The following is a 21,192-nucleotide window of genomic DNA, read 5'->3' as shown; positions in this document are numbered from 1 at the left end:
CGCGTTGCATCACGGCAGCCTCCTGGCCAATGCTTTTTCTTGCGGCGTGACTGCAGAAAGGCGAGCCTGCCAATAGGGCCGGAAAAGCGTGGCGAGCTCCAGGCGCCCGTCGGCGCGCCGCTCCGGCCGGGAAAAGTAGGTCTCGGCAGCCGTGCTGACCGTGATGGCGCCCGTTCGGCCCAGTGCGGCATATCGAAACTGACCGATCGGCGCCGACACAGCGCTGCTGGCGTCCGTGGTTTTGACGACGGACGATTGCAGGCCGACCGCCACGGCAAAACGCAAGGGATCGGCAAGACGCTTGGGCGCGACTTCCCGGTAGGCCGGCAAGCCGCCGCCGGGCCACCGGCGCACCCCAGCCATTGCGTATGAGTTCGCCATGGGGTTGTTGGCTCCGTCAAAGATGTTCCAGGACGTGGCGTGTTCCACCCATCGCCAGAAGTCTTCCTGCGAAAAGTCTGCGGGCGGATCTTCGACGAATTCCACGTCGTCGGGCGCACGGCCTTTATTGCCCTGGACGGTGCCCCACCCCATCGCGTATTCGCGGAAGTAGCAGCCAATCCAGCGGTTCGAGCGCAGGGCATGGTAGGACTGCGTGTCCAACGCGCCCCAATGGCCATCCGGCCCAAGCCAGGTCGAGCCGCGCCGCCGAAGTTCGTGCCGAAGCCATGGACACCGGGTGCTGACCGCCCAAGGGTTGCGTAGCGTCGTGTTGCGGCGGTCCAGGAAACCATAGTGGGCCAATGCGCTTTCAATAGCTGGCCGCAGGCCGGCCTTGCGTGTGGCGGCTTGGCGCTCCGTGAAACCCGGCCAGCCGTCCGTCAACACACGCAGATCCAGCGGCGAGGCCCCGGATGCATCGTCCCGGCCAGTCCTGCCAAACGCGGGATAGTTGGCAGCCAGCACCTCGCGCATGACACGATCCCGAGACATGATGAAATCGCCGGCAATCGCTCGCGCCGCGGCTTCCAGCACCTGATGCACGACGCGATCATGCTGCGCGAACGCGCGCGCCAGACGGCTTTCGGCGTCCGGAGGGGCCTGCGCCCCTTGGTAGGCCGCCCCGGCAGCCGGCCCGAAAAGCATCGCGATCAGGCTGGCCGGCGGATTGCCGCGCCGACGCTGCGATTGCAACGCATCGAGGTATTGCGCCGACGCCCCTAGCGTCACCAGATGCGCCATCGCAACCTGATGCGCGATCTGGCTGCGATTCACGTAGGCGATGGCATTGAGCGCGCGCGCCTGCATGAGCGCACCGCTGTAGGCCGCCGCGTCCGCGGCGTGGGTCAGGCGGCTGCGCGCCTCGACGGTCTGGCCAACGTTGTACAGGACGACGAGCGACGCCGCGCCGGCGGCCGCGACCATCAAACCCAGCACCAGGGCCTGGCCCCGTTGTTGATCGTCGAACATGGATGGCGGCGCGTTCAATTCGCGATCTCGGCGTTGCCGGTAAATGACTTGAGCGACCGCGCCTTGGTCTGGGCCGCCGCCTTTTGGGCCGCCTGCTGCGCCGCTTTGGATTGCGTGCTTCCGTCTTCGCCGGCAAGCTCGCGAGCCATGGCTGCCGTCTGCGAACGCACGACCTGTCCGAAGTACTGATAAACCGCGATCGCCGCCACGGCGACCAGCGCGACGACAACGATGTACTCCGTCATCCCCTGTCCCAGTTGGCGCTTTCGATGCCCCCACATATCTGCTCTCCCGTGCATTGAACGTGGAGGCCAGTGTCGCCAGCGGGCGGCGGGCGAACAATTCGTGGATGCCGAGACGGACAAATCCGCGCACGCCCCCTTGACGCATGTGCATGCCTCGAAGGTCCTGCGCCAATGACGTTCCCACCCCTTTTTTGGCAAGGGTTTCCCCTATTGCCGGGCTGAAGTCCGAGCAGTAGATTGGAGTTGCCGGGCTGTCTGACACCCATCGCGTGCGAAGCCGGGCAGGAGCGCCTCAGACTCATCTTGAGCTGGGGCGCTCTTCCATTTGGAGACGCTTTCCTAGTAGGTGCGTTCCTGGTCGCGGGTGCTCCTATCCCTGCCGGTCACGGTTCCAACACGACGTTGCGACCTAAGCTGGCCCCTACCACTGCACGCGAAAGCCGATCATGCCGCCCACGGAGTGGTTGTCGCTCATGTTGTTGGTTGCGCCGGCCACGCTCAGGTTTCCATAAACGCCGTAGCGCCCTTTGTTCCATTGGTAGGTCCCGCCAACGCCAAGTTCGGCCCACAGCCGCTCGTCCCGGCTTCGAAAAGACACGCCCGCCACGTTGACGTTCGTGCCATTCATGAACTCGTTGTACAGATTGGCGATGGCGTACACATGCGTTTGCCCGGCCGCCCCTTGCGCAACGGAGCGATCAGGTTCGTAATCGAGCGACAGGCCCAGACGTCCGATCAGACTGTCGCCATCGTCAAGCCGCACCTTGGCGCCGAACGGATCCGTAAAGCTGTCGAAGTCGACGCGAGACCGAATCAACTGCGCCTGCGGCGTCAGCGAAAAGCCCTTGCCGATGTCATGGCGGTAGCCTGTCTCCACCGAGATGGCGACGCCGTTTCCATTGTTTCCCTTCACCTCATCGCGCCCGATCGTGCGCGACGAGATGTCGCTGTCGAACCACATGGCCTGCAATTGTCCGTCCACGTAGAACCCGCTGGCGCCGTACCACGTCAGGCTGGCGCCCACGCCCGTGCCAGTCGTGTCGATCTTGCCCCGGCCATACGGAGACGCGATATCGGCCGACGCGTTTCCATGAGAAAGATTGACGCCAGCCACCAGCATCGAACCATCGGGCTGGCGGTTTGCGACGACGTCAATGCCCGTTTGCAGCTTCCACAGATCGATATCCCGGCTCGACTTCGTCGCCGACTGTGCCGGGCGCATCGAACTGGTGGCGCCTTGGATGCGAGCCCACCCCCCGAATTTGTCCTCGGCCGCGGGCTGACCGTCCGTCCGCCAGAACCGGTTTCCGACGCGTTGCTGCAACGTCGGCAACGTATTGAGGGAAGCGAGCACCTGGGGATACTGCTCATAAAGCGGTATGCCCGGCTGATAGCGTGGCCCCTCTTCGGGACTTCCGGGAATTTCCTCCACCGGCGCGCCCGGCCCGGGTTCGGGTTCGGGTTCGGGTTCGGGTTCGGGTTCGGGTTCGGGTTCGGGCTCTGGATCAGGTCCCGGCCCTGGCTCCGGTTCGGGAGCCGTCTCCGGTTCTTTGAATTCGGATACGAGATACCAGTGACCGTCCGTGGGCGTATTGCTGCCGCCGTGTTGCAGCGTGTACGCATACGCGCCGGCAATCACGGCTTGCTGACCGTTTTCGGCCCGATAATCGCCCCGAAGGTTGAACGCGCTCGCAGGCGACGCGCCGCCGACCTCAATGACGCGAATGCCATTTACCGTCTGCGCCCCGCTGCCATTCAGATTGGTGACCTTGACGGCAGTACTGCCCGCGACATTGCCCGTCACAACCAGTTTGTCGGTAGGCGACGCGTCATTGCCAAGCACCGTCTCCAGCTGCAACAGCGAACCGCTGCTGCCCGTGTAATTCCCGCTGATTGTCAGCGTGCCCAACGAGGCCCCGGGCGATACGGTGCCTGCATTGACGACACTGCCCACCCGTCCGCGCCCTTCCAACGTACCGCCAGAGAGAATCTGCATCGCCGCGCCCGACAGGTCGCGATTGACCTGCAGAATGCCCGCGCCGCCTATTTGCGCGGCGCCCGAGAAGTCCCCGTGGTCCGCATTCAGGATGGTGCGACCCGCCATCGCCTCCAACCGCCCGCCCCCGACCAATCCGGTATTGGAGCCCGCGGCATTATTGGCGCCGTCGTTGATCGTTGCGTCGAACACATAACCGGAAGACGTGTGATTGAAAATCGCGCGGCTGTCGCCCGGGCCAAATGAAACGCGCGTGGTTTCCAGCGTGCCAGGCGCGACCGGCGCAGCGCCCACGTCGCTACCGATGACAAGCTTGCCGATCCCGGAAGTTGTTGGGCCTATCAACGCGCCGGGAGCAATGACCTTCCCGCCTTCCGAGATCGTCAAACTGCCACTTCCGAATGAGCCAATCTGAATGGGTGAGGCGGACAGCCATTGAGAATTGGCCCCGCGAACCGTCACCGCTCCTTGGCCGCCAAATACGCCAATAGCGCTTGAGCCCGTCGAGACATAGCCGCCGTCCGCAATGTTCAAACTCCCTTCACCCGACATCCCGATGAAAAGCAGCTGATTGTTTATCCATTGCGAGCCCGCGCCAGTGACGGTCACAACGCCGACGCCATCGTCGAATTCCCCGAGAACGCCGCGCTGACTCTGCACCACACCGCCACCGGCAACCGTTAGCGTCCCTGCAGCACTCCAGCCAACATTCAGCGTACTCAAGCTGTTGGCGGACACTTCCCATCGCGCGTTTGGTCCGGTCACCGACACCACCCCGGCACCGCCGAAAACACCTCCCAGGTAAGCATCCGGGCTATTTACCAGACCGCCACTCAACACGTTCAGCGTACCGGGTCCCGTATTTCCAACCAAGAGGGGGCTGTTCATGTTCCAGGGAGAAGCTTGAGTTCCCGGAACGGTTACCGTCTGCCCACTCTCGATTGTGATCTGAGCGACCGATACCCAAGGAAATGCCAGAAGGGGGAGCAGCGACGAACGAGACAGTATGCCGGCGGGCAGAGCGTTGTTTTTCATGAAACTTCCTCCGATCGAGCTTCGGTATCAGCACATGCCAAACATCAGACGGGGCGGATGGGCCCTCCCCTCATCGCCCACAGCCACGAGCGGTTTCGAGGATTATTGGGGAATAGTCCTTTTGGATGAGGAAGTGTTACGCGGGGTTACCAATCAGGAATGGCACCGCGGCACGGCTCGCGCAGCCTCACGTGACGCTGCCAGCCGCTGCCCACGCCGCCCGGCGGACAGTTCTCTCCTGGTACCTGCTTTCCGGAAACAAAAAAACCGCCCGGAGGCGGCCGTCTGCGGCATAGGTCGGCGTCAAAGTGTGACGTCAATCACTTTAGTGTGATTCATGCAATGCGCGTTGATCTTGTACAGGAAGATCAGATACCCGATGCCGAAAGTGACGATAGAGATAATCGCCCAGATGACGATATTTCCGATAATGCTGGCCAGATCGATGGTGCATTGCAGGCGGCCAACACGGCGTCCAGAATCATCGAGCACCGAAGTGCGGCTGATGATGAAACGCTGCATGTAATACGGGAACACGAAAAGCGCTAGGCCGAACGTGACGATACTCAGGAGGATCCAGATAATCCCGTGGCCGATGATGTCTCCGACGGTGAGATCCGACTTCAATTTCAACTGCTTCATGGTGTGCAACTTCCTGCGGCTTATATAACAGCCTTAGTTTTTACCATTTTTTTGTAGTTGTTTCAAAAAGAGACTTCAATGTGCTCAGGCAAAGCCGAAGGATCGGCACGCCAGTGCGCCTCGGCTCCTACTTGTCCAAGGCGCAAGAGCCAGGGAGATTTGTCCCACTTCCCCCTGCGCGGCCTTTCTCGTGGCGTCTCGCTCGCGCGGCTCAAGCGTCCGGGCGGGGCACATGGTTCACCAACTCCAGCATACTGGGGCCACCTGCGCTTTCACGACCTGCGACACAGCGCAGCGAGCCAGATGATCAATGCCAAAAGGTCGACCTATACACCGTGGGCGCCGTGCTGGGGCACAAGTCAGCAGCCAGCACCAAGCACTACGCGCACTTGGCCACTGAAGCCATCAAAACGGCGCACAGCCAGATTGGCGAAAAATCCCCCACACAAAAGAAAACGCGGGCTGCATGAACTTCATGCAAACCCGCGTCATTCTTGGTAGGCCCCCCGAGAGTCGAACTCGGCACCAACGGATTATGAGTCCGCTGCTCTAACCAGGCATGAGCTAGAGGCCCAGGAAATTTACTGCCCTTCCAGGAAGCTCTTCAGCTTGTCGGCCCGGCTGGGGTGACGCAGCTTGCGCAGCGCTTTAGCCTCTATTTGGCGGATGCGCTCACGCGTGACGTCGAATTGCTTGCCCACTTCTTCCAGGGTCTGGTCGGTGCTCATTTCGATGCCGAAACGCATGCGCAGAACCTTGGCTTCACGCGGGGTGAGAGAGTCTAGCACTTCCTTGACGACATCGCGCATCGAACCATGCAGCGCCGCATCCGAAGGCGCCAGCGTGGACGTGTCTTCGATGAAATCGCCCAGGTGCGAATCGTCGTCGTCACCGATGGGCGTTTCCATGGAGATCGGTTCCTTGGCGATCTTCAGGATCTTGCGGATCTTGTCCTCGGGCATGTCCATCTTTTGCGCCAGGGTCGCGGGATCCGGCTCGGCGCCGGTTTCCTGCAGGATCTGGCGGCTGATGCGGTTCATCTTGTTGATCGTTTCGATCATGTGAACCGGAATACGGATGGTGCGCGCCTGGTCGGCGATGGAACGCGTGATGGCCTGACGGATCCACCACGTTGCGTAGGTCGAGAACTTGTAGCCGCGGCGGTATTCGAACTTGTCCACGGCCTTCATCAGGCCGATGTTGCCTTCCTGGATGAGGTCGAGGAACTGCAGGCCACGGTTCGTGTACTTCTTGGCGATCGAGATCACCAGACGCAGGTTGGCCTCGGTCATTTCGCGCTTGGCCTTGCGAGCCTTGGCTTCGCCGGTGGCCATGCGCTTGTTGACGTCCTTCAGGTCCTTCAGCGGCAGCACGACGCGCGTTTGCAGGTCGATCAGCTTTTGCTGCAGTTCCTGCACGGCGGGAATCTGGCGCTCCAGCGTTTCGGCGTACGGATGGCCGGCGGCCACTTCGTCGACGACCCACTGCAGGTTGGTTTCGTTACCGGGGAACACCTTGATGAAGTGCAGGCGCGGCATGCCGGCACGGTCCACACACGTGTGCAGAACAGCGCGCTCGAGCTGACGCACTTCTTCAACCTGGTTGCGCAGCGTGTCGGCCAGCTTTTCCACCATCTTGGCGGTGAAGCGGATGCCCATCAGTTCGTTCTGGATCGATTCCTGGGCGCGCACGTAGATGTCCGACTTGTAGCCGTCCTTCTCGTACGACAGGCGCATCTTGTCGAACTGCTTGCCCACTTCGTCGAACTTGGCCAGCGCCTTGACGCGCAGGTCTTCCAGCTGCTTGCTGGACATGCCGCCGGCGGGGCCGTCGTCGCTTTCGTCTTCATCGGCGGTGACGCCGGCGCCGGCGTATTCCTCGCCGTCTTCCGGATCGACCAGGCCGTCGACGACTTCGTCGATCTGCGCCTGTCCCTCACGCACGCGCGTGATGTGGGCCAGGATTTCGTTGATGGTGGTCGGGCAGGCCGAGATGGCCATGACCATGTGCTTCAGGCCGTCTTCGATACGCTTGGCGATCTCGATTTCGCCTTCGCGGGTCAGCAGCTCGACCGAGCCCATTTCGCGCATGTACATGCGGACCGGGTCGGTGGTGCGGCCGAAATCGGAGTCCACGGTGGTGAGCGCAGCTTCGGCTTCGTCTTCGACGTCGTCGTCGTTGGACGCAACCGGCGCGTTCTCGCTCATCAGCAGGGTTTCGGCGTCGGGGGCCTGGTCATAGACCGCGATACCCATATCGCTGAACGTGCTGATGATGCCGTCGATGGCTTCGGCATCGACCAGGTCGTCGGGCAGATGGTCGTTGATTTCGCCGTACGTCAGGTAACCGCGGTCCTTGCCCAGCTTGATCAGCTGCTTCAGGCGATTGCGGCGCGCTTCGTATTCTTCCGGCGTGACGGGGCCACGGGCGATCAGGTCCTTGGGATCGGCCTTGCCGCGCTTGCCGCCGCGCTTGGGCGGCTTCAGATCGGGCAGGACTTCGCCTTCGCCGTCCATCGGATCGTCGAAACCGTCGGAGTCGTTGTTGGCGTTCTTGGCGGGGCGGCCCGGACGGCGGCCGCTCGGCGCGGGACGCGCGCTGCCGACCAGGTCGGCCAGTTTGTCTTCGGCTTTCTTGGCGCGGGCCTTCGTCACCTTTTCGGGCTTGTCCGCGGCAACTGCCGTTTTGGCCGCCTTTTTGGCGGCCGTCTTGGCGGCGGGCTTGGCGACCTTCACCGCCGTCTTGGCGGGCGCTTTTTCCGCGGCCATGCTGACGGCGCGTTTGGCCGCCACAGCCTTGGTTTCGGCCGCATCAATTGCAGAGGAGGATTTGCCGGTGGATTTGGTCATAGTCGCTTCCGTGGTCGTCGCAACCCGTTCGGGCTTGTTGCACCGCATAACGCCGCGCCGGATACGGATCCGGTGCGGCATGGAATACGGGTAAATCTGGTGGATCGGCGAAGATCACGCGGCTGCGTTGTTCGCAGCACCGGCTCTTGCGAGCCCGTCTGGCGACGTCTCCGGTTCTGGACCGTTCTGACGCCCGACGTGCATGACCTCATTCAACGGCGGGTTCCGGACGTTGGGGGGGCTGCCTGCCTATAAATAGGCTTTGCTCGCTTATCGGGCCATTGCCCCAAGCAGCTACGTATACACAGCACCCAAACCACTCACGCCACGCGGAGTTACCGCCGCTGAACTGCTTTTGATCCACCGCTCAGCTATATTAATTAACGATGTAACAATCTTGACGCACGCGTCCCGTTTCTAACCTTTTTTAGTGGTTAGCGATGCCGCCTGGGCTCAATAACCGGGATGCCCGAGCTTCAGGCCGCTCTCGTCAAATTGGTACATAAATCATTAGATTCCGGCTTCCGGAATAGATTCCAGTTGCCGGACTTCGTGTCACGTTCCTGCTCTTGCTGCATCGATATGGCGAACAATCCGCCAACAATCGACCTTGAATTTCCAGCGATCATGCAACAGTCGGGCACAGCTGGCAATGGCGGCATCCGCGCTTGGCCGAACTGCGCCGGCCCTGCGCTGGCCTCACAGGCCCCCGCATGAGCGGAAAACCTTTGATTTTAGCGTATTTAGCGTATTCCGGCACCTTTCAGCACGGTCATGCGGCGGGAGAGCTCAAGATACCGCTTGCGAGCCTCTTCCGAAGCCAGTCCGGAAGCCGCCAGCTTGGCCATTTCATTTTTCGCCGAATCGAACTCGATCCGCCGCAACGCATCGTCCCATTCCGTCTGCGGGTCGGGCAGGTCTTCCTGTGCCAGGATGTCCGCCCGCAGCCCCTTCAATACGGTTGCAAGGTCCGAGTCCGGCTCCGCAGCCTCCAGCAAGGCGCCGACATGGCGCGCGCCGCTGGATTGCGCCAGCATGATCAGGTCTCGTACCAATCCTAGATGGGGGCCATGGTCGATGACTTCAAGCTGCTGATCGCCCATGGAGTCGACCAGCTCGGGATGCGCGAGCAGCAGGCTCAAGAGCCGCTTGGCCAGCGACGGCATGGTGCGGCGCCCCTCGAAGCCGCCAACATCGTTGTCGCGCCGGCCTTTCCAGTTGCCCTTGCCGCCCTTCCAATCACCCTTGCCCTTCCAGTCGCTCTTGCCTTTCCAATCGCTCTTGCCCTTCCATTCCTGCTTGGCGCCTGGCTGCCAGCCCGCAGATCCGCCACCAGACGCTTCGCCATGCGAGGCGTACTGGCCGTAATCGTCGGACTCGTCGGCGGGAATGTCGTGGAAGTCGTGGTTGCCGTAGTCGTAGCCCATGTCCGGCGGACCGCCGTCGTGGCTCGGCTCGCCGCCCGGTGCCATGCCGGACTCGGCACCGCCCGACGCGGGCCGCGCGGCCGGCGCAAATGGCTTGGCAGGCTGTTGCGCCAGAACCTGCGCCATTTCCTCGGGGGTCAATTGCACCAGCTTGGCCATTTCCCGTTCGATCTGCACGCGCAACGCGCACTCGGGGATCGTTGCCAGCAGCGGCTTGGCCTCGTGCAGACAACTGGCGCGCCCTTCGGCCTCGGTCATGTTGTGACGCGACGCCAATTCGTCCAACAGGAAGCGCGACAGCGCCACGGCGTCGCCCAGACATGCGCGGAACGCTTCGGCGCCCAATTCGCGCACATACGAATCGGGATCATGCTCCGCCGGCAGGAAGAGGAACCGGATCGCGATGTCATCCCGAAGCACCGGCAGACAGGCCTGCAGCGCGCGCCACGCGGCGCGCCGGCCGGCCTTGTCGCCATCAAAGCTGAAGATGACCTTGTCGCTGGCGCGCAAGAGCTTCTTGACGTGATCCGGCGTGGTGGCGGTGCCGAGCGTGGCAACGGCATTGGCAATGCCCTGCTGGGCCAAGCCGACCACGTCCATGTAGCCCTCGACGACAATCACCTGGCCTTCCTGACGGATGGCCTGGCGAGCCTCCCACAACCCGTAGAGCTCCTGCCCCTTCGAAAACAGGGGAGTTTCAGGAGAGTTCAGGTACTTGGGTTCGCCTTTGCCGATGATCCGGCCGCCAAACCCGATGAGGCTTCCCCGCGCATTGCGGATCGGAAACATCACCCGTTCGCGAAAGCGATCGTAGCGCCGCCCGTCCTCGGACTCGATGACGAGGCCGGACTCCACCAACGTGGGGTCCTCGTAGTTCGGAAACACCTGGGACAGACCATGCCGGTCCGTGCCTGACCAGCCCAGGCCGAAATGCGCGGCAATCTCGCCAGTCAGGCCGCGCTGCTTCAAATAGCGGACGGCGGCGGGCGAAGCGCGCAACAGTTTCAGGTAATGGGCTTGGGCAGCGTCCAGCACCTGGGTGTGCCGGGATTCCTCGGCCTTGCGGCGCGCGGACTCCTGCTGCTGGCGGGGACTGCGGTTTTCTTCGGGGACCGTCATTCCCGCCGACGCCGCGAGCGTACGCACGGCGTCGGGGAAACTGGCGCCCGTATGTTCCATCAGGAAGGTGATGGCGCTGCCATGCGCTCCACAACCGAAGCAGTGATAGAACTGCTTGGTGGGGCTGACAGTGAACGAAGGGCTTTTTTCGTTATGAAAGGGGCACAGGCCAAGCAAGTTGGCCCCACCCTTTCGCAACTGCACATATCGCCCGACAACGTCGACGACGTCGACTCGGGCGAGCAAATCCTGGATGAATGATTCTGGAATCAATAGATTCGGGAATCAGAAATCAATACAGGCGCGGGGGCAGTTGTTGGCTACGGATGCGCTTGTAGTGGCGCTTCACGGCGGCGGCATGCTTGCGCTTGCGCTCGGCGGTGGGCTTCTCATAGAACTCGCGCGAACGCAGTTCGGTGAGCAAACCGGTCTTTTCGATGGTGCGCTTGAAGCGGCGCAGAGCGGCTTCAAACGGTTCGTTTTCCTTCAGTCGAACGATAGGCATAAAGTAATTGGCCTGCTTGTAGGGTAACAAAGTTGATGACAAACCTGGCTTGCTTTTCCAGCAACGCTGCGCGGACCCAGGTACGCGAAGACGGCCTTTGGCGATAAGACCTGCAAACCGCCAATAGGCAAGTACCGCGAACTGTGAACCTTCAAAGCGCAACCCGGGCATGCGTTCACCCGGGTTTGAGCTGGCTGTTTCCGTTACCCAAAGACTACCCAAAGAGTAACAAGCCAAGTTCGGTTTAGCGATAACCAGCGATTCTAGCATGGCCAAGGACGGTTTGACTACTGCCAGGGACAGCCAGCGCCCTGGGCCCCGCCCTTCCCTGCCCGATATCAGCTCTGGGAACCCTTGCGGATCCAGGCTTCCAACTGATGGGGACGCAAGCTGTCGTAGTCTTCGAAAGGCTGGTGAATCCAGGGATTCGTGGGCAGCTTCTCGACGTAGTAGTCAGGCGTTGCCTGGGAATGCCCCTTCCACCACAGCACGGCGCTGCGCAATTCGGTGATGTCGGCAAACTGGCTTTTCAGGTGGTCGAAAACCTTATTGAAAGTCTTGCCGGTATCGACCATGTCGTCCACCAGCAACACCCGGCCGGACAGCGTGCCGCGGGTGATGGTGATGAACTGGGCGATGTCCATGTCGCCTTGCTTGGTGCCAGCCGCCTCGCGATAGCTGCTGGTGGCAAGGATGCCCAGCGGCACGTCAAAAATACGCGACATGACGTCACCCACGCGCATACCGCCGCGCGCCAGGCAAAGAATCTTGTCAAACTTCCAGCCCGACTGGTGCACCTGCAAAGTAAGGCGCTCGATCAAGCGGTTGTAATCGTCCCACGTTACCCACAGGTGGCTATCGTCACTGGTCGGCGTGCTCATAGGCAAGCATCTCCTGCACAAAAATACGAAAAGGCCGCCGCCGGTATGACCGGCGCGGCCTTGGGAATAATAACCCGATGTCAGCCCTTCAGGGGATGACGCAAAACAATGGTCTCGTTGCGGTCCGGACCGGTGGACACCAGGTCGATCGGCACGCCGCAGACTTCGGCGACACGCTCCAGGTAACGCCGAGCGGCGGCGGGCAGCTTGGCGTACTCGGTGATGCCGACGGTGGATTCGCTCCAGCCGGGCAGCTCTTCGAGCACCGGTTGCGCTTGCGCAACGGCGTGCGCGCCGTAGGGCAGCACGTCACGGAATTCGCCGTTGACGCGGTAGCCGACACCCAACTGGATGGTTTCCAGACCGTCCAGCACATCCAGCTTGGTGATGCACAGGCCGGAAATGCCGTTCAGGCGGACCGAGCGCTTCAGCGCGGCGCCGTCGAACCAGCCGCAACGGCGCGGACGGCCCGTGACCGAACCAAATTCCTTGCCGATGGTGGCCAGACGGGTACCGATCTCGTCGACCAGTTCCGTGGGGAACGGGCCCGAGCCGACGCGCGTGGTGTACGCCTTGGTGATGCCCAGGACGTAATCCAGTTGCTGGGGACCGACGCCGGCGCCGGCCGAAGCCGCGCCCGCCACGCAGTTGCTGCTGGTGACGAAGGGATAAGTACCGTGATCGACGTCCAGCAGCGCGCCTTGCGCGCCTTCGAACAGGAGGCGCTTGCCTTCCTGCTGCATGGCGTACAGGTTGCTGGAGACGTCCTTGACCATCGGGGCGATGGCCGGCGCCAAAGCCATGGCCTGATCGCGCACTTCGTTGGCCGAGACCGCTTCGGCGCCCAGGTATTGGGTCAGCACGAAGTTGTGGTAATCCAGCACTTCGGCGAGCTTTTCGTCAAAGAGCGCCGGATTGAAGAGGTCTTGCACGCGCAGGGCGCGGCGGGCGACCTTGTCTTCGTAGGCCGGGCCGATGCCACGGCCCGTCGTGCCGATCTTGCCCTCGCCCTTGCGCGCTTCGCGCGCCTTGTCGATGGCGACGTGGTACGGCAGGATCAGCGGGCAGATCTCGGAGATCTGCAGGCGCGAACGCACATCCAGGCCGGCGGCCTCAAGCTCTTCGATTTCCTTGAGCAGGGCTTCCGGGGACAGCACGACGCCATTGCCGATGAAGCAGGTGACACCGGGGTGCATGATGCCCGACGGGATCAGGCGAAGAATCGTCTTCTTGCCGTTGATCCACAGCGTATGGCCGGCATTGTGACCGCCTTGGAAGCGGACCACGCCCTGGACGGATTCCGCCAGCCAGTCGACGATCTTGCCCTTGCCCTCGTCACCCCATTGGGTGCCGATTACGACTACGTTCTTGCTCATGATACGAATCAATTTCGAGTTTCTCGGGAAATCCGGAAATCTCCCCGCGGCCCCCTCGTTTCCGAGAGGGAGTTAGTCACAGCGTTTTGACCGTCCAGACGCCATCCTGCAGCGCCAGCTCGCGATCGCAAACGAATTCGTCCTGATCCTGCTCGTGACCGGGCAATACCTGAACGACGATTTCCCCTGACCGGCGCAAGCGGCGAACCGCCTCGGTCAGAGCGGGGGCCTGCCCCCAGGGCGCGCGAACCGCTCGCGCCCTTTCCGCCGGCGGCAGACCCGCCGCCAGCTTGCGTAAATCAAGACTGAAGCCCGTGGCCGGACGCGACCGGCCAAACGCGTGGCTGACGTCATCGTAGCGGCCACCGCTGACCAACGCGTCGTGCCAGCCTTCAGCGTACAGCGCAAACTTGACGCCCGAGTGGTAAGCGTAACCACCGACGTCGGCCAGATCGACGCTGAAAGACACGTTGGGCATGGCGTCGACCACTGCCTGAAGGGCGTCGAGCGCCTCGGCGATACCCGGCAGCGCCGGCAGGTCGCGACGGGCGATCTTCAGCACGTCCTGACCACCGTACAGCGTGGGCAGCAATTGCAGCGCCTTCAGCGTTTCCGGACGGATGCCGGGCGCGCGCGCCGCCAGCTCGCCCAGTCCGGGCACATCCTTGTCGCGCATCAGCCGGATCGCGTCCTGCGCCAGCTCGGCAGCCGCCGGATCCGACTTCAGGATCGCGCGGAGCACACCGGGGTGATTCAGATCCAGGCGCGGATTGCGAACGCCGGCGATGGCAACGGTTTCCAGCACCAGCTGGATGATTTCCAGATCGGCTTCGAATCCGGCATGGCCGTAGATTTCGGCGCCGATCTGCAGCAACTCGCGGCTCGACAGCAAGTCCGAGGGACGGGCATGCAGCACGTTGCCGCAATAGCACAGGCGGGTGACGCCGGCGCGGTTGAGCAAGTGCGCGTCAATGCGCGTGACCTGGGGAGTCATGTCCGCGCGCACGCCCAGCGTGCGGCCCGAAAGCTGGTCAATCAGCTTGCAGGTGCGCAGATCCAGATCGCTGCCGGTGCCCGACAGCAATGAATCGATGTACTCGACCAGGGGCGGCGCGACCAGCTCGAACCCGTATGTACGGTAAAGATCGAGAAGTTCGCGGCGCAGTTCCTCGATGCGCCGGGCCTCTGCCGGAAGTACGTCGGCGAGGCTTTCGGGCAGCAGCCAGTTACCCATGAATGTGTTTACCTGAATAACGCCAAGTGATGCGTGGGCGTCGCCCAAACGAAAAGCGGCTGAGGGGCGTAAGCCCGCTCAGCCGCTGCGGAATGTTTTCTAGCTTACGCGGTATTGTACATGGTTCAGCGGCAAGCGCCACCCGGGGCACGGGCACGTCCAGAGCCCCGCGGCGTCCCCGATACCCGTAAGGGAGCATCCCGCCAGAAGCAGAAAAGCCCCTCGGGTACCCGAGGGGCTTTTTCGTTCGTACCGACTGCTGCCGGTTACTTGGCCGGCACGGTGACCGGAGCCAGCGCGGCGCCCGCCGGATCCTTCATGAACTGGAAGAAGCTGGAGCTGGGGTCCACCACCAGCACGTCGCCCGGCTTGGAGAACGAGGCGCGATAGGCTTCCAGGCTCTTGTAGTACGTATAGAAGTCCGGATTCTTGCCATAAGCCTGGGCGTAGATGGCTGCCGCGGCGGCGTCGCCCTCACCCATGATGCCCTGGGCCTTGGCGTACGCCTGAGCCACGATGACCTCACGCTGGCGGTCGGCCTCGGCGCGGATCTTCTCGCCTTCGGCGGCGCCGATCGAGCGCAGTTCGTTCGCCACGCGGGTACGCTCGGCTTCCATGCGGCGGTACACCGACTCGGAAATTTCCGGCGCGAACTCGATGCGGCGCAGACGCACGTCAACGATCTGCACGCCCAGCGGCTCGGCGCGCTTGGCGACGTTGTCCAGGATTTCCGTCATGATCTTGTCGCGTTCGGTCGAGACCACGTCGCGCACCGTACGCACGTTGACCGATGCGTTCAGGGCGTCGCGGATCTGGGCTTGCAGACGCTCTTGCGCCGCACGCTCGTTGCCGCCGAACGTCACGTAGAACAGACGGGGATCCGCAATGCGCCACTTGACGTACGAGTCGATCAGCAGGTTCTTCTTTTCGGAAGTCTGGATGCGCTCGGCTTCGTTGGTTTCGATGGTCAGAATGCGCTTGTCGAGCGTGACGACATTCTGGAAAGGCGGCGGAACCTTGAAGTACAGGCCAGGTTCACTGATGACGCGGCGGACCTCACCCAGCGAGAACACCAGGGCATAGTCGCGCTCGCGGACCACGAAAACGCTGGAGGAAAGGAGGGCCAGCACGATGAGCAGGCCGACCAGGATGGGCATAAGACGATTCATGTTCAGGACTCCTCCGGATTAGCGCGACATACGGTCGCGGGGCAGCGTGTTGCTATTGCTGCTGCCGGAAGGCTGCGGCACCGGCGCGGCCGAACCGCGCGAAGGCTGCTGGACAGGCGGGTTGGCCACCGGCGAGCCGGAGCTGCCGATATTCGACTTGCCTGCGTCCTGAGCGGCGAGATGCATGATCTTGTCCAAGGGCAGATACAACATGTTGTTGTTGCTCTTGGTGTCGACCATGACCTTGCTGGCGCGGGTGAAGATGTCCTGCATGCTTTCCAGGTACATGCGCTGGCGCATGACTTGGGGAGACTTTTCGTATTCGCCCAGGATGCTGGTAAAGCGCGAGGTATTACCTTGCGCATCGCCCACGACCTTGGCCTTGTAGCCTTCGGCCTGCTCCGTCATGCGCGAAGCCTGACCACTGGCCAGCGGCACGACCTGGTTGGCGTAGGCCTGACCTTCGTTGATCTGGCGCTCGCGATCCTGGCCGGCCTTCACGGCGTCGTCGAACGCGGCCTGGACCTGCTCGGGCGGCTGCACGTTCTGGATGGCGACGGTGCTGACCTGCACACCCGTCTTGTAGCGGTCGAGGATCTGCTGCATCAGCGCCTGAACCTGCGAGGCCACCGTCGTACGGCCTTCGTACAGCACGAAGTCCATCGACTGCTTGCCCACGACTTCGCGCATGGCGGTTTCCGACGCCTGGCGCACGGATTCGTCCGGGTCGCGCGTCTTGAAGAGATAGTCGGGCGCGCCGTCCGCACGCAGGCGGTACTGGACGACGAACTGCATATCGACGATGTTCTCGTCCGTCGTGAGCATCAGCGCTTCGGGCAGGACCTTGTTGCGCGCGCCGCCACGGAAACCGACTTCGAACGTGCGCAGTTGCGACACGTTGACGATTTCATGGCTTTGAATGGGATAAGGCAGGCGCCACTGGAAACCGGCTTGCGACGTGCTCTTGTACTTGCCGAACTGGGTCACGACCGCGACCTGGCCTTCTTGCACGATGTAGAAGCCGCTGGCCAGCCAGATGCCTGCCGCAACCAGGGCAATGACGCCCAGGCCGATGCGTGTGCCCCGCGGGGATGGCGGCGTCATGCCACCACGATTGCCGGGCCGGTTGTTGCCGCCCCCGCCTTTGCGCCCGAACAGGTTCCCGATGCGATTATTGAAATCGCGCCAGACCTCGTCCAGGTCGGGAGGGCCGTCTCCATTGCCTTGGGGCCGCTTGGGCGGCGGCTCGGAGCCATTGTTGTTTCCGCGACCCCAGCCGGGGTCATTCAGATTGAAGAGTTTGATAATTCGCGGCATTGTTTCCCACAATCTGTCCGGTTTCCGCAATTGCCCCGCGCAACGCATCCAAACCGGCGCGCTCGGTGGCGCTTACAAATACTCGCGCAATCGTACCATGTGCATCGCGCTCCACCCGCGGGTCCAGGCCCGCCCGGTCGATCTTGTTGTATACCAGAATGGTTGGAATCGCGGCAGCGCCTATTTCGGCGAGGACCTTGTTGACTTCGAAAATCTGCTCATCCCGCTGCGGGCTGGCCGAGTCCACCACATGCAGGAGCAGATCCGCGTGCACGGTTTCTTCGAGCGTGGCGCGGAAGGCGGCAATCAGGTTATGCGGCAGGTCGCGGATGAAGCCCACGGTGTCCGACACCACCACCGATCCGGCGCCTTCGATCCAGATGCGGCGGGTCGTCGTGTCCAGCGTGGCGAACAACTGGTCGGCCGCGTAGGCGTCCGCGCGGGTCAGCGCGTTAAACAGCGTCGACTTGCCGGCGTTGGTGTAACCCACCAGCGACACCGACAACGCACCGCCCCGCGCGCGGGCGCGCCGCTGGGTGATGCGCTGGCGTTCGACCTTGTCGAGCCGTTCACGCAGCGTCTTGACCTTGGCGCCGATCATGCGGCGGTCCATTTCAAGCTGGGATTCACCTGGCCCGCGCATCCCGATGCCGCCGCGCTGCCGTTCCAGGTGACTCCACATGCGCGTCAGGCGCGTAGCCAGATGCTGAAGCTGGGCCAGTTCGACCTGCAGCTTGCCTTCGTGGCTCTTTGCGCGCAGCGCGAAGATGTCCAGGATGAGCGCAACGCGATCCACGACGCGCAGGTTGAAGGCGCGTTCGAGGTTGCGCTGCTGGGCTGGCGAAAGCGGCTGGTCGAAAAGGATGATGTCGGCAAGCAGCGCCTGCGCCATCGCGACGCCCTCGTCGGCCTTGCCGGAGCCGATGAAGAACTTGGCGTCGGGACGATCGCGGCGGGCCGTCAGGGTGCCGACGATTTCGGCGCCCGCGCCCTTGGCCAGCATGGCAAATTCCTCGGCGTGTGCCGTGAAGTCCGGATCACCGAGATCCACGCTGATGATCAGAGCGCGCATACATGCACCATATTCGAGCCAAAGCGAAAATGCCCGCCGACGAGAACCGTCTGGCGGGCAATAAAAGGTAAAGCTGGAGCGAGATTACTCAGCAGGGACTTCCACTTGAAAGTTGACGGCGCGCGCGGGAACGACGGTGGAAATGGCGTGCTTGTAAACCATTTGGGTGACCGTATTGCGCAGCAGCACCACGTATTGGTCGAAGGATTCGATTTGCCCTTGAAGCTTGATGCCGTTCACGAGGTAGATCGACACGGGCACATGATCCTTGCGCAGCGTGTTGAGGAACGGATCTTGCAGAGTTTGCCCTTTATTGCTCATTGGCCAGGCTCCATTTGTTTGTTATTGAGTAATGACGCGCTTTTTGTACTGGTGGTGCACGCCGAAACACGTACTCTACAGGGTTTTCCCGGCCCGTGCTACTTGGCCGGGAAGCAAAAATGAGACCAGAGTTTTCCAGCTGAAATGCCTCTGAAAATCACGCCTTCAGGATGCTCTGGAGCGCTTGCAGAAGCAGATCGCACTGGGCTTCGGTACCCACCGTGATGCGCAGGAATTGATCGATCCGTGCATGACGGAAATGACGCACGATGATGCTGCGCTCGCGCAGGGCGGCGGCAAGCGTCGCGGCGTCCTTTGACTGATGGCGCGCGAACACGAAGTTCGCCGCTGAAGGAAGCACCTCGAAGCCCAGCGCCTGCAACCCTGCGGTCATGCGGGACCGCGTGTCGATCACGGCTTTGCGGGTCTGCTCAAAGTACTCCGTATCTTCCAGCGCCGCTACTGCACCGGCGGATGCCAAACGATCGATGGGGTAGGAGTTGAAACTGTTCTTTACCCGCTCAAGCCCATCGATCAGCGCGGCGCTGCCCACGGCAAAGCCTACCCGCAGGCCCGCAAGCGAACGCGACTTTGAAAGGGTCTGCACCACCAGCAGGTTGTCGTAGCGCGAGACCAGCGGGATCACCGATTCGGCGCCGAAATCCACATACGCCTCGTCCACGACAACGACCGTGTCCGGATTGCCGGCGACGATGCGCTCGACCTCGGCGGCGCTGAGCGCCCGGCCGGTGGGCGCGTTGGGATTCGGGAAGATGATGGCGCCCGCCTGACCGTGGCGCGCCGGCAGGTAGTCTTCGACGTCGATGCAAAAGTCCGCGGTGAGCGGCATCGTTTCGAATTCGATGCCGTACAGGCCGCAGTACACGGGATAGAAGCTGTACGTGATGTCCGGAAAGCGCAGCGGGCGATCATGCTTGAGCAGGGCCAGAAACGCATGCGCCAGGACCTCGTCCGACCCATTGCCCACGAACACCTGCTGCGGCTGCGCGCCGACCGCGGCGGCGATGGCCTCGCGCAGGCGGTCCGAGGAAGGGTCCGGATAGAGCTTGAGCGTATCGTCGCAAGCGGCGCGGATCGCATCGAGCACCTTGGGCGACGGCCCGTAAGGGTGCTCGTTGGTGTTCAGCTTGACCAGATTCTGAAGCTTGGGCTGCTCGCCCGGCACATAGGGACTGAGCGTCCCGACAACGGGACTCCAGAAGCGGCTCATGGATCAGCTTTCCTGCGCGTAAGGGTTGTGCGAGGACTTGAATTCGATACGCAGCGGCGTGCCGGCCAAGTCGAATGCATTGCGGAAACGCGTTTCGAGGTAGCGGCGGTACGAATCGGGAATGGCGTCCAGCGCGTTGCCGTGAATGACGACCAGCGGCGGGTTCTGTCCGCCCTGGTGCGCGTAGCGCATCTTGGGACGGAAGATGCCCTTGCGCGGAGGCGGCTGCTGTTCGACAGCGGCCTGCAGCTCGCGCGTGAGCTTGGGCGTGGACAGTTTGGCAAAGGCCGCGGCATGGGCGGCATTGATGGACTTGAGCAGGGGCTTGATGCCCTGCCCGCGCAGCGCCGAGATCGTGTGCACGCGCGCGAACGACAGGAAGCGCAGCTTGCGGTTGAACTCGCGCTCAATGCGTTCCTTTTCTTCGCCGTCCAGGCCGTCCCACTTGTTGACGGCCACGACCACGGCTCGGCCGGTTTCCAGCACGAACCCGGCGATGTGCGCGTCCTGCTCGGAGATTTCGGTTTGCGCGTCGAGCATGAGCAGCACGACGTTGCTGGCCTCGATGGCCTGCAAGGTCTTGATGACGGAGAACTTTTCGACTGCCTCGAACACCTTGCCGCGCTTGCGCAGCCCGGCCGTGTCGATCAGCGTGTAGCGGCGCCCGTCGCGCTCGAAATCGATTTCGATGGCGTCGCGCGTCGTGCCCGGCATGTCGAACGCGATCACGCGCTCTTCGCCCATGAGCGTATTGATGAGCGTGGACTTGCCTACGTTGGGGCGGCCCACGATCGCCAGCTTGATGCGGTGATCGTGCTCGCCTTCTTCGACCGGTTCTTCTTCGACGGGCGGCTCGGCCAGATCCTTGAGCGCCAGCTCGATGAGATCCACGATGCCGTCGCCGTGCGCCGCCGAAATGGGATACGGCTGGCCCAGGCCAAGTTCATGGAATTCGGCGATGGCGGGGCCTAAGCCCATGCCTTCGGCCTTGTTCACCGCCAGCAGCACGCGCTGCTGGCCGGACTTGCGCAGCAGTTGCGCGATCTCGTGATCGTGCGCATTGATGCCAGAGCGCGCATCCACCAGAAACACGACGACGTCCGCCTCGGCGATGGCCTGGCGGGTCTGCCGGGCCATTTCCAGCAGGATGCCGTCCTTGGCCACGGGCTCGAAGCCGCCGGTATCGATGGCGATGAACGGAATATCGCCCACCCTGCCCTCGCCGTAATGGCGATCGCGGGTCAGGCCGGAATAATCGGCCACCAGCGCGGCGCGCGATCGCGTCAGGCGGTTGAAAAGGGTCGATTTCCCCACATTGGGGCGGCCGACCAGGGCAACGACAGGCTTGAAAGACACGGTAAAA

General features: G+C 62.6%; 16 protein-coding genes and 1 tRNA gene. All 17 read right to left on the bottom strand.

Features of this window, described 5'->3' with window-relative positions:
- Positions 1 to 9: 9 nt before the first annotated feature.
- Entirely contained in the window at positions 10 to 1,410 is a 1,401-nt protein-coding gene (locus H4P35_RS08845; protein ID WP_226848657.1) for a hypothetical protein, read from the bottom strand.
- A gap of 14 nt (positions 1,411 to 1,424) precedes the next feature.
- Complete coding sequence (locus H4P35_RS08840) at positions 1,425 to 1,691, bottom strand: hypothetical protein (protein ID WP_056315734.1); 267 nt, start codon at positions 1,689 to 1,691, stop codon at positions 1,425 to 1,427.
- A 385-nt stretch (positions 1,692 to 2,076) separates the two neighbouring features.
- The gene (locus H4P35_RS08835) at positions 2,077 to 4,686 is read right to left on the bottom strand and encodes an autotransporter outer membrane beta-barrel domain-containing protein (protein ID WP_226848655.1); all 2,610 of its coding nucleotides are present in this window, start codon (positions 4,684 to 4,686) and stop codon (positions 2,077 to 2,079) included.
- A 303-nt stretch (positions 4,687 to 4,989) separates the two neighbouring features.
- Entirely contained in the window at positions 4,990 to 5,328 is a 339-nt protein-coding gene (locus H4P35_RS08830) for a DUF6693 family protein (RefSeq protein WP_128827942.1), read from the bottom strand.
- Between the two features lie 495 nt (positions 5,329 to 5,823).
- Positions 5,824 to 5,902 (bottom strand) — tRNA-Ile (locus H4P35_RS08820).
- A 7-nt stretch (positions 5,903 to 5,909) separates the two neighbouring features.
- A complete protein-coding gene (rpoD, locus tag H4P35_RS08815) occupies positions 5,910 to 8,177 on the bottom strand; it encodes an RNA polymerase sigma factor RpoD (protein ID WP_056315728.1) in 2,268 nt (755 codons plus the stop codon).
- A gap of 743 nt (positions 8,178 to 8,920) precedes the next feature.
- Entirely contained in the window at positions 8,921 to 10,996 is a 2,076-nt protein-coding gene (dnaG, locus tag H4P35_RS08810; protein WP_152383925.1) for a DNA primase, read from the bottom strand.
- A 19-nt stretch (positions 10,997 to 11,015) separates the two neighbouring features.
- Complete coding sequence (rpsU, locus tag H4P35_RS08805) at positions 11,016 to 11,228, bottom strand: 30S ribosomal protein S21 (protein ID WP_006218592.1); 213 nt, start codon at positions 11,226 to 11,228, stop codon at positions 11,016 to 11,018.
- Positions 11,229 to 11,566: 338 nt separating this feature from the next.
- Entirely contained in the window at positions 11,567 to 12,109 is a 543-nt protein-coding gene (locus H4P35_RS08800) for a phosphoribosyltransferase (protein ID WP_056571405.1), read from the bottom strand.
- Between the two features lie 80 nt (positions 12,110 to 12,189).
- The gene (locus H4P35_RS08795; RefSeq protein WP_056315722.1) at positions 12,190 to 13,485 is read right to left on the bottom strand and encodes an adenylosuccinate synthase; all 1,296 of its coding nucleotides are present in this window, start codon (positions 13,483 to 13,485) and stop codon (positions 12,190 to 12,192) included.
- Between the two features lie 76 nt (positions 13,486 to 13,561).
- Positions 13,562 to 14,719, bottom strand: coding sequence for an ATP phosphoribosyltransferase regulatory subunit (locus tag H4P35_RS08790; RefSeq protein ID WP_062842025.1), 1,158 nt, complete (start codon positions 14,717 to 14,719; stop codon positions 13,562 to 13,564).
- Positions 14,720 to 14,985: 266 nt separating this feature from the next.
- On the bottom strand, positions 14,986 to 15,888 hold the full coding sequence (gene hflC / locus H4P35_RS08785) for a protease modulator HflC (protein ID WP_056315716.1): 903 nt from the start codon (positions 15,886 to 15,888) through the stop codon (positions 14,986 to 14,988).
- 18 nt (positions 15,889 to 15,906) lie between these two features.
- Positions 15,907 to 17,205 (bottom strand): FtsH protease activity modulator HflK, encoded by a 1,299-nt coding sequence (gene hflK, locus H4P35_RS08780; RefSeq protein WP_056315713.1) that lies wholly within the window; start codon positions 17,203 to 17,205, stop codon positions 15,907 to 15,909.
- Positions 17,171 to 18,277, bottom strand: coding sequence for a GTPase HflX (gene hflX, locus H4P35_RS08775; protein ID WP_062842027.1), 1,107 nt, complete (start codon positions 18,275 to 18,277; stop codon positions 17,171 to 17,173). Before hflX ends, hflK begins: the two co-directional genes overlap by 35 nt.
- Positions 18,278 to 18,361: 84 nt before the next feature.
- Positions 18,362 to 18,598: an RNA chaperone Hfq gene (hfq, locus tag H4P35_RS08770; protein ID WP_006218585.1), complete on the bottom strand. Its 237-nt coding sequence runs from the start codon at positions 18,596 to 18,598 to the stop codon at positions 18,362 to 18,364.
- A 157-nt stretch (positions 18,599 to 18,755) separates the two neighbouring features.
- Positions 18,756 to 19,829, bottom strand: a complete 1,074-nt coding sequence (gene hisC / locus H4P35_RS08765; protein ID WP_152383922.1) for a histidinol-phosphate transaminase — start codon at positions 19,827 to 19,829, stop codon at positions 18,756 to 18,758.
- 3 nt (positions 19,830 to 19,832) lie between these two features.
- Positions 19,833 to 21,185, bottom strand: coding sequence for a ribosome biogenesis GTPase Der (der, locus tag H4P35_RS08760; RefSeq protein WP_062842029.1), 1,353 nt, complete (start codon positions 21,183 to 21,185; stop codon positions 19,833 to 19,835).
- Positions 21,186 to 21,192: the final 7 nt, after the last annotated feature.

The sequence above is a fragment of the Achromobacter sp. 77 genome (assembly GCF_020541125.1).
Taxonomy (GTDB): Bacteria; Pseudomonadota; Gammaproteobacteria; order Burkholderiales; family Burkholderiaceae_B; genus Achromobacter; species Achromobacter mucicolens.
This window is presented reverse-complemented; position numbering and strand designations above follow the sequence as displayed.

Excerpts from the sequence above, each read along its gene's own strand:
- H4P35_RS08845 (WP_226848657.1), bottom strand. The coding sequence starts at position 1,410 with ATGTTCGACGATCAACAACGGGGCCAGGCCCTGGTGCTGGGTTTGATG.
- H4P35_RS08840 (WP_056315734.1), bottom strand. The coding sequence starts at position 1,691 with ATGTGGGGGCATCGAAAGCGCCAACTGGGACAGGGGATGACGGAGTAC.
- H4P35_RS08835 (WP_226848655.1), bottom strand. The coding sequence starts at position 4,686 with ATGAAAAACAACGCTCTGCCCGCCGGCATACTGTCTCGTTCGTCGCTG.
- H4P35_RS08830 (WP_128827942.1), bottom strand. The coding sequence starts at position 5,328 with ATGAAGCAGTTGAAATTGAAGTCGGATCTCACCGTCGGAGACATCATC.
- rpoD (WP_056315728.1), bottom strand. The coding sequence starts at position 8,177 with ATGACCAAATCCACCGGCAAATCCTCCTCTGCAATTGATGCGGCCGAA.
- rpsU (WP_006218592.1), bottom strand. The coding sequence starts at position 11,228 with ATGCCTATCGTTCGACTGAAGGAAAACGAACCGTTTGAAGCCGCTCTG.
- H4P35_RS08800 (WP_056571405.1), bottom strand. The coding sequence starts at position 12,109 with ATGAGCACGCCGACCAGTGACGATAGCCACCTGTGGGTAACGTGGGAC.
- H4P35_RS08795 (WP_056315722.1), bottom strand. The coding sequence starts at position 13,485 with ATGAGCAAGAACGTAGTCGTAATCGGCACCCAATGGGGTGACGAGGGC.
- H4P35_RS08790 (WP_062842025.1), bottom strand. The coding sequence starts at position 14,719 with ATGGGTAACTGGCTGCTGCCCGAAAGCCTCGCCGACGTACTTCCGGCA.
- hflC (WP_056315716.1), bottom strand. The coding sequence starts at position 15,888 with ATGAATCGTCTTATGCCCATCCTGGTCGGCCTGCTCATCGTGCTGGCC.
- hflK (WP_056315713.1), bottom strand. The coding sequence starts at position 17,205 with ATGCCGCGAATTATCAAACTCTTCAATCTGAATGACCCCGGCTGGGGT.
- hflX (WP_062842027.1), bottom strand. The coding sequence starts at position 18,277 with ATGCGCGCTCTGATCATCAGCGTGGATCTCGGTGATCCGGACTTCACG.
- hfq (WP_006218585.1), bottom strand. The coding sequence starts at position 18,598 with ATGAGCAATAAAGGGCAAACTCTGCAAGATCCGTTCCTCAACACGCTG.
- hisC (WP_152383922.1), bottom strand. The coding sequence starts at position 19,829 with ATGAGCCGCTTCTGGAGTCCCGTTGTCGGGACGCTCAGTCCCTATGTG.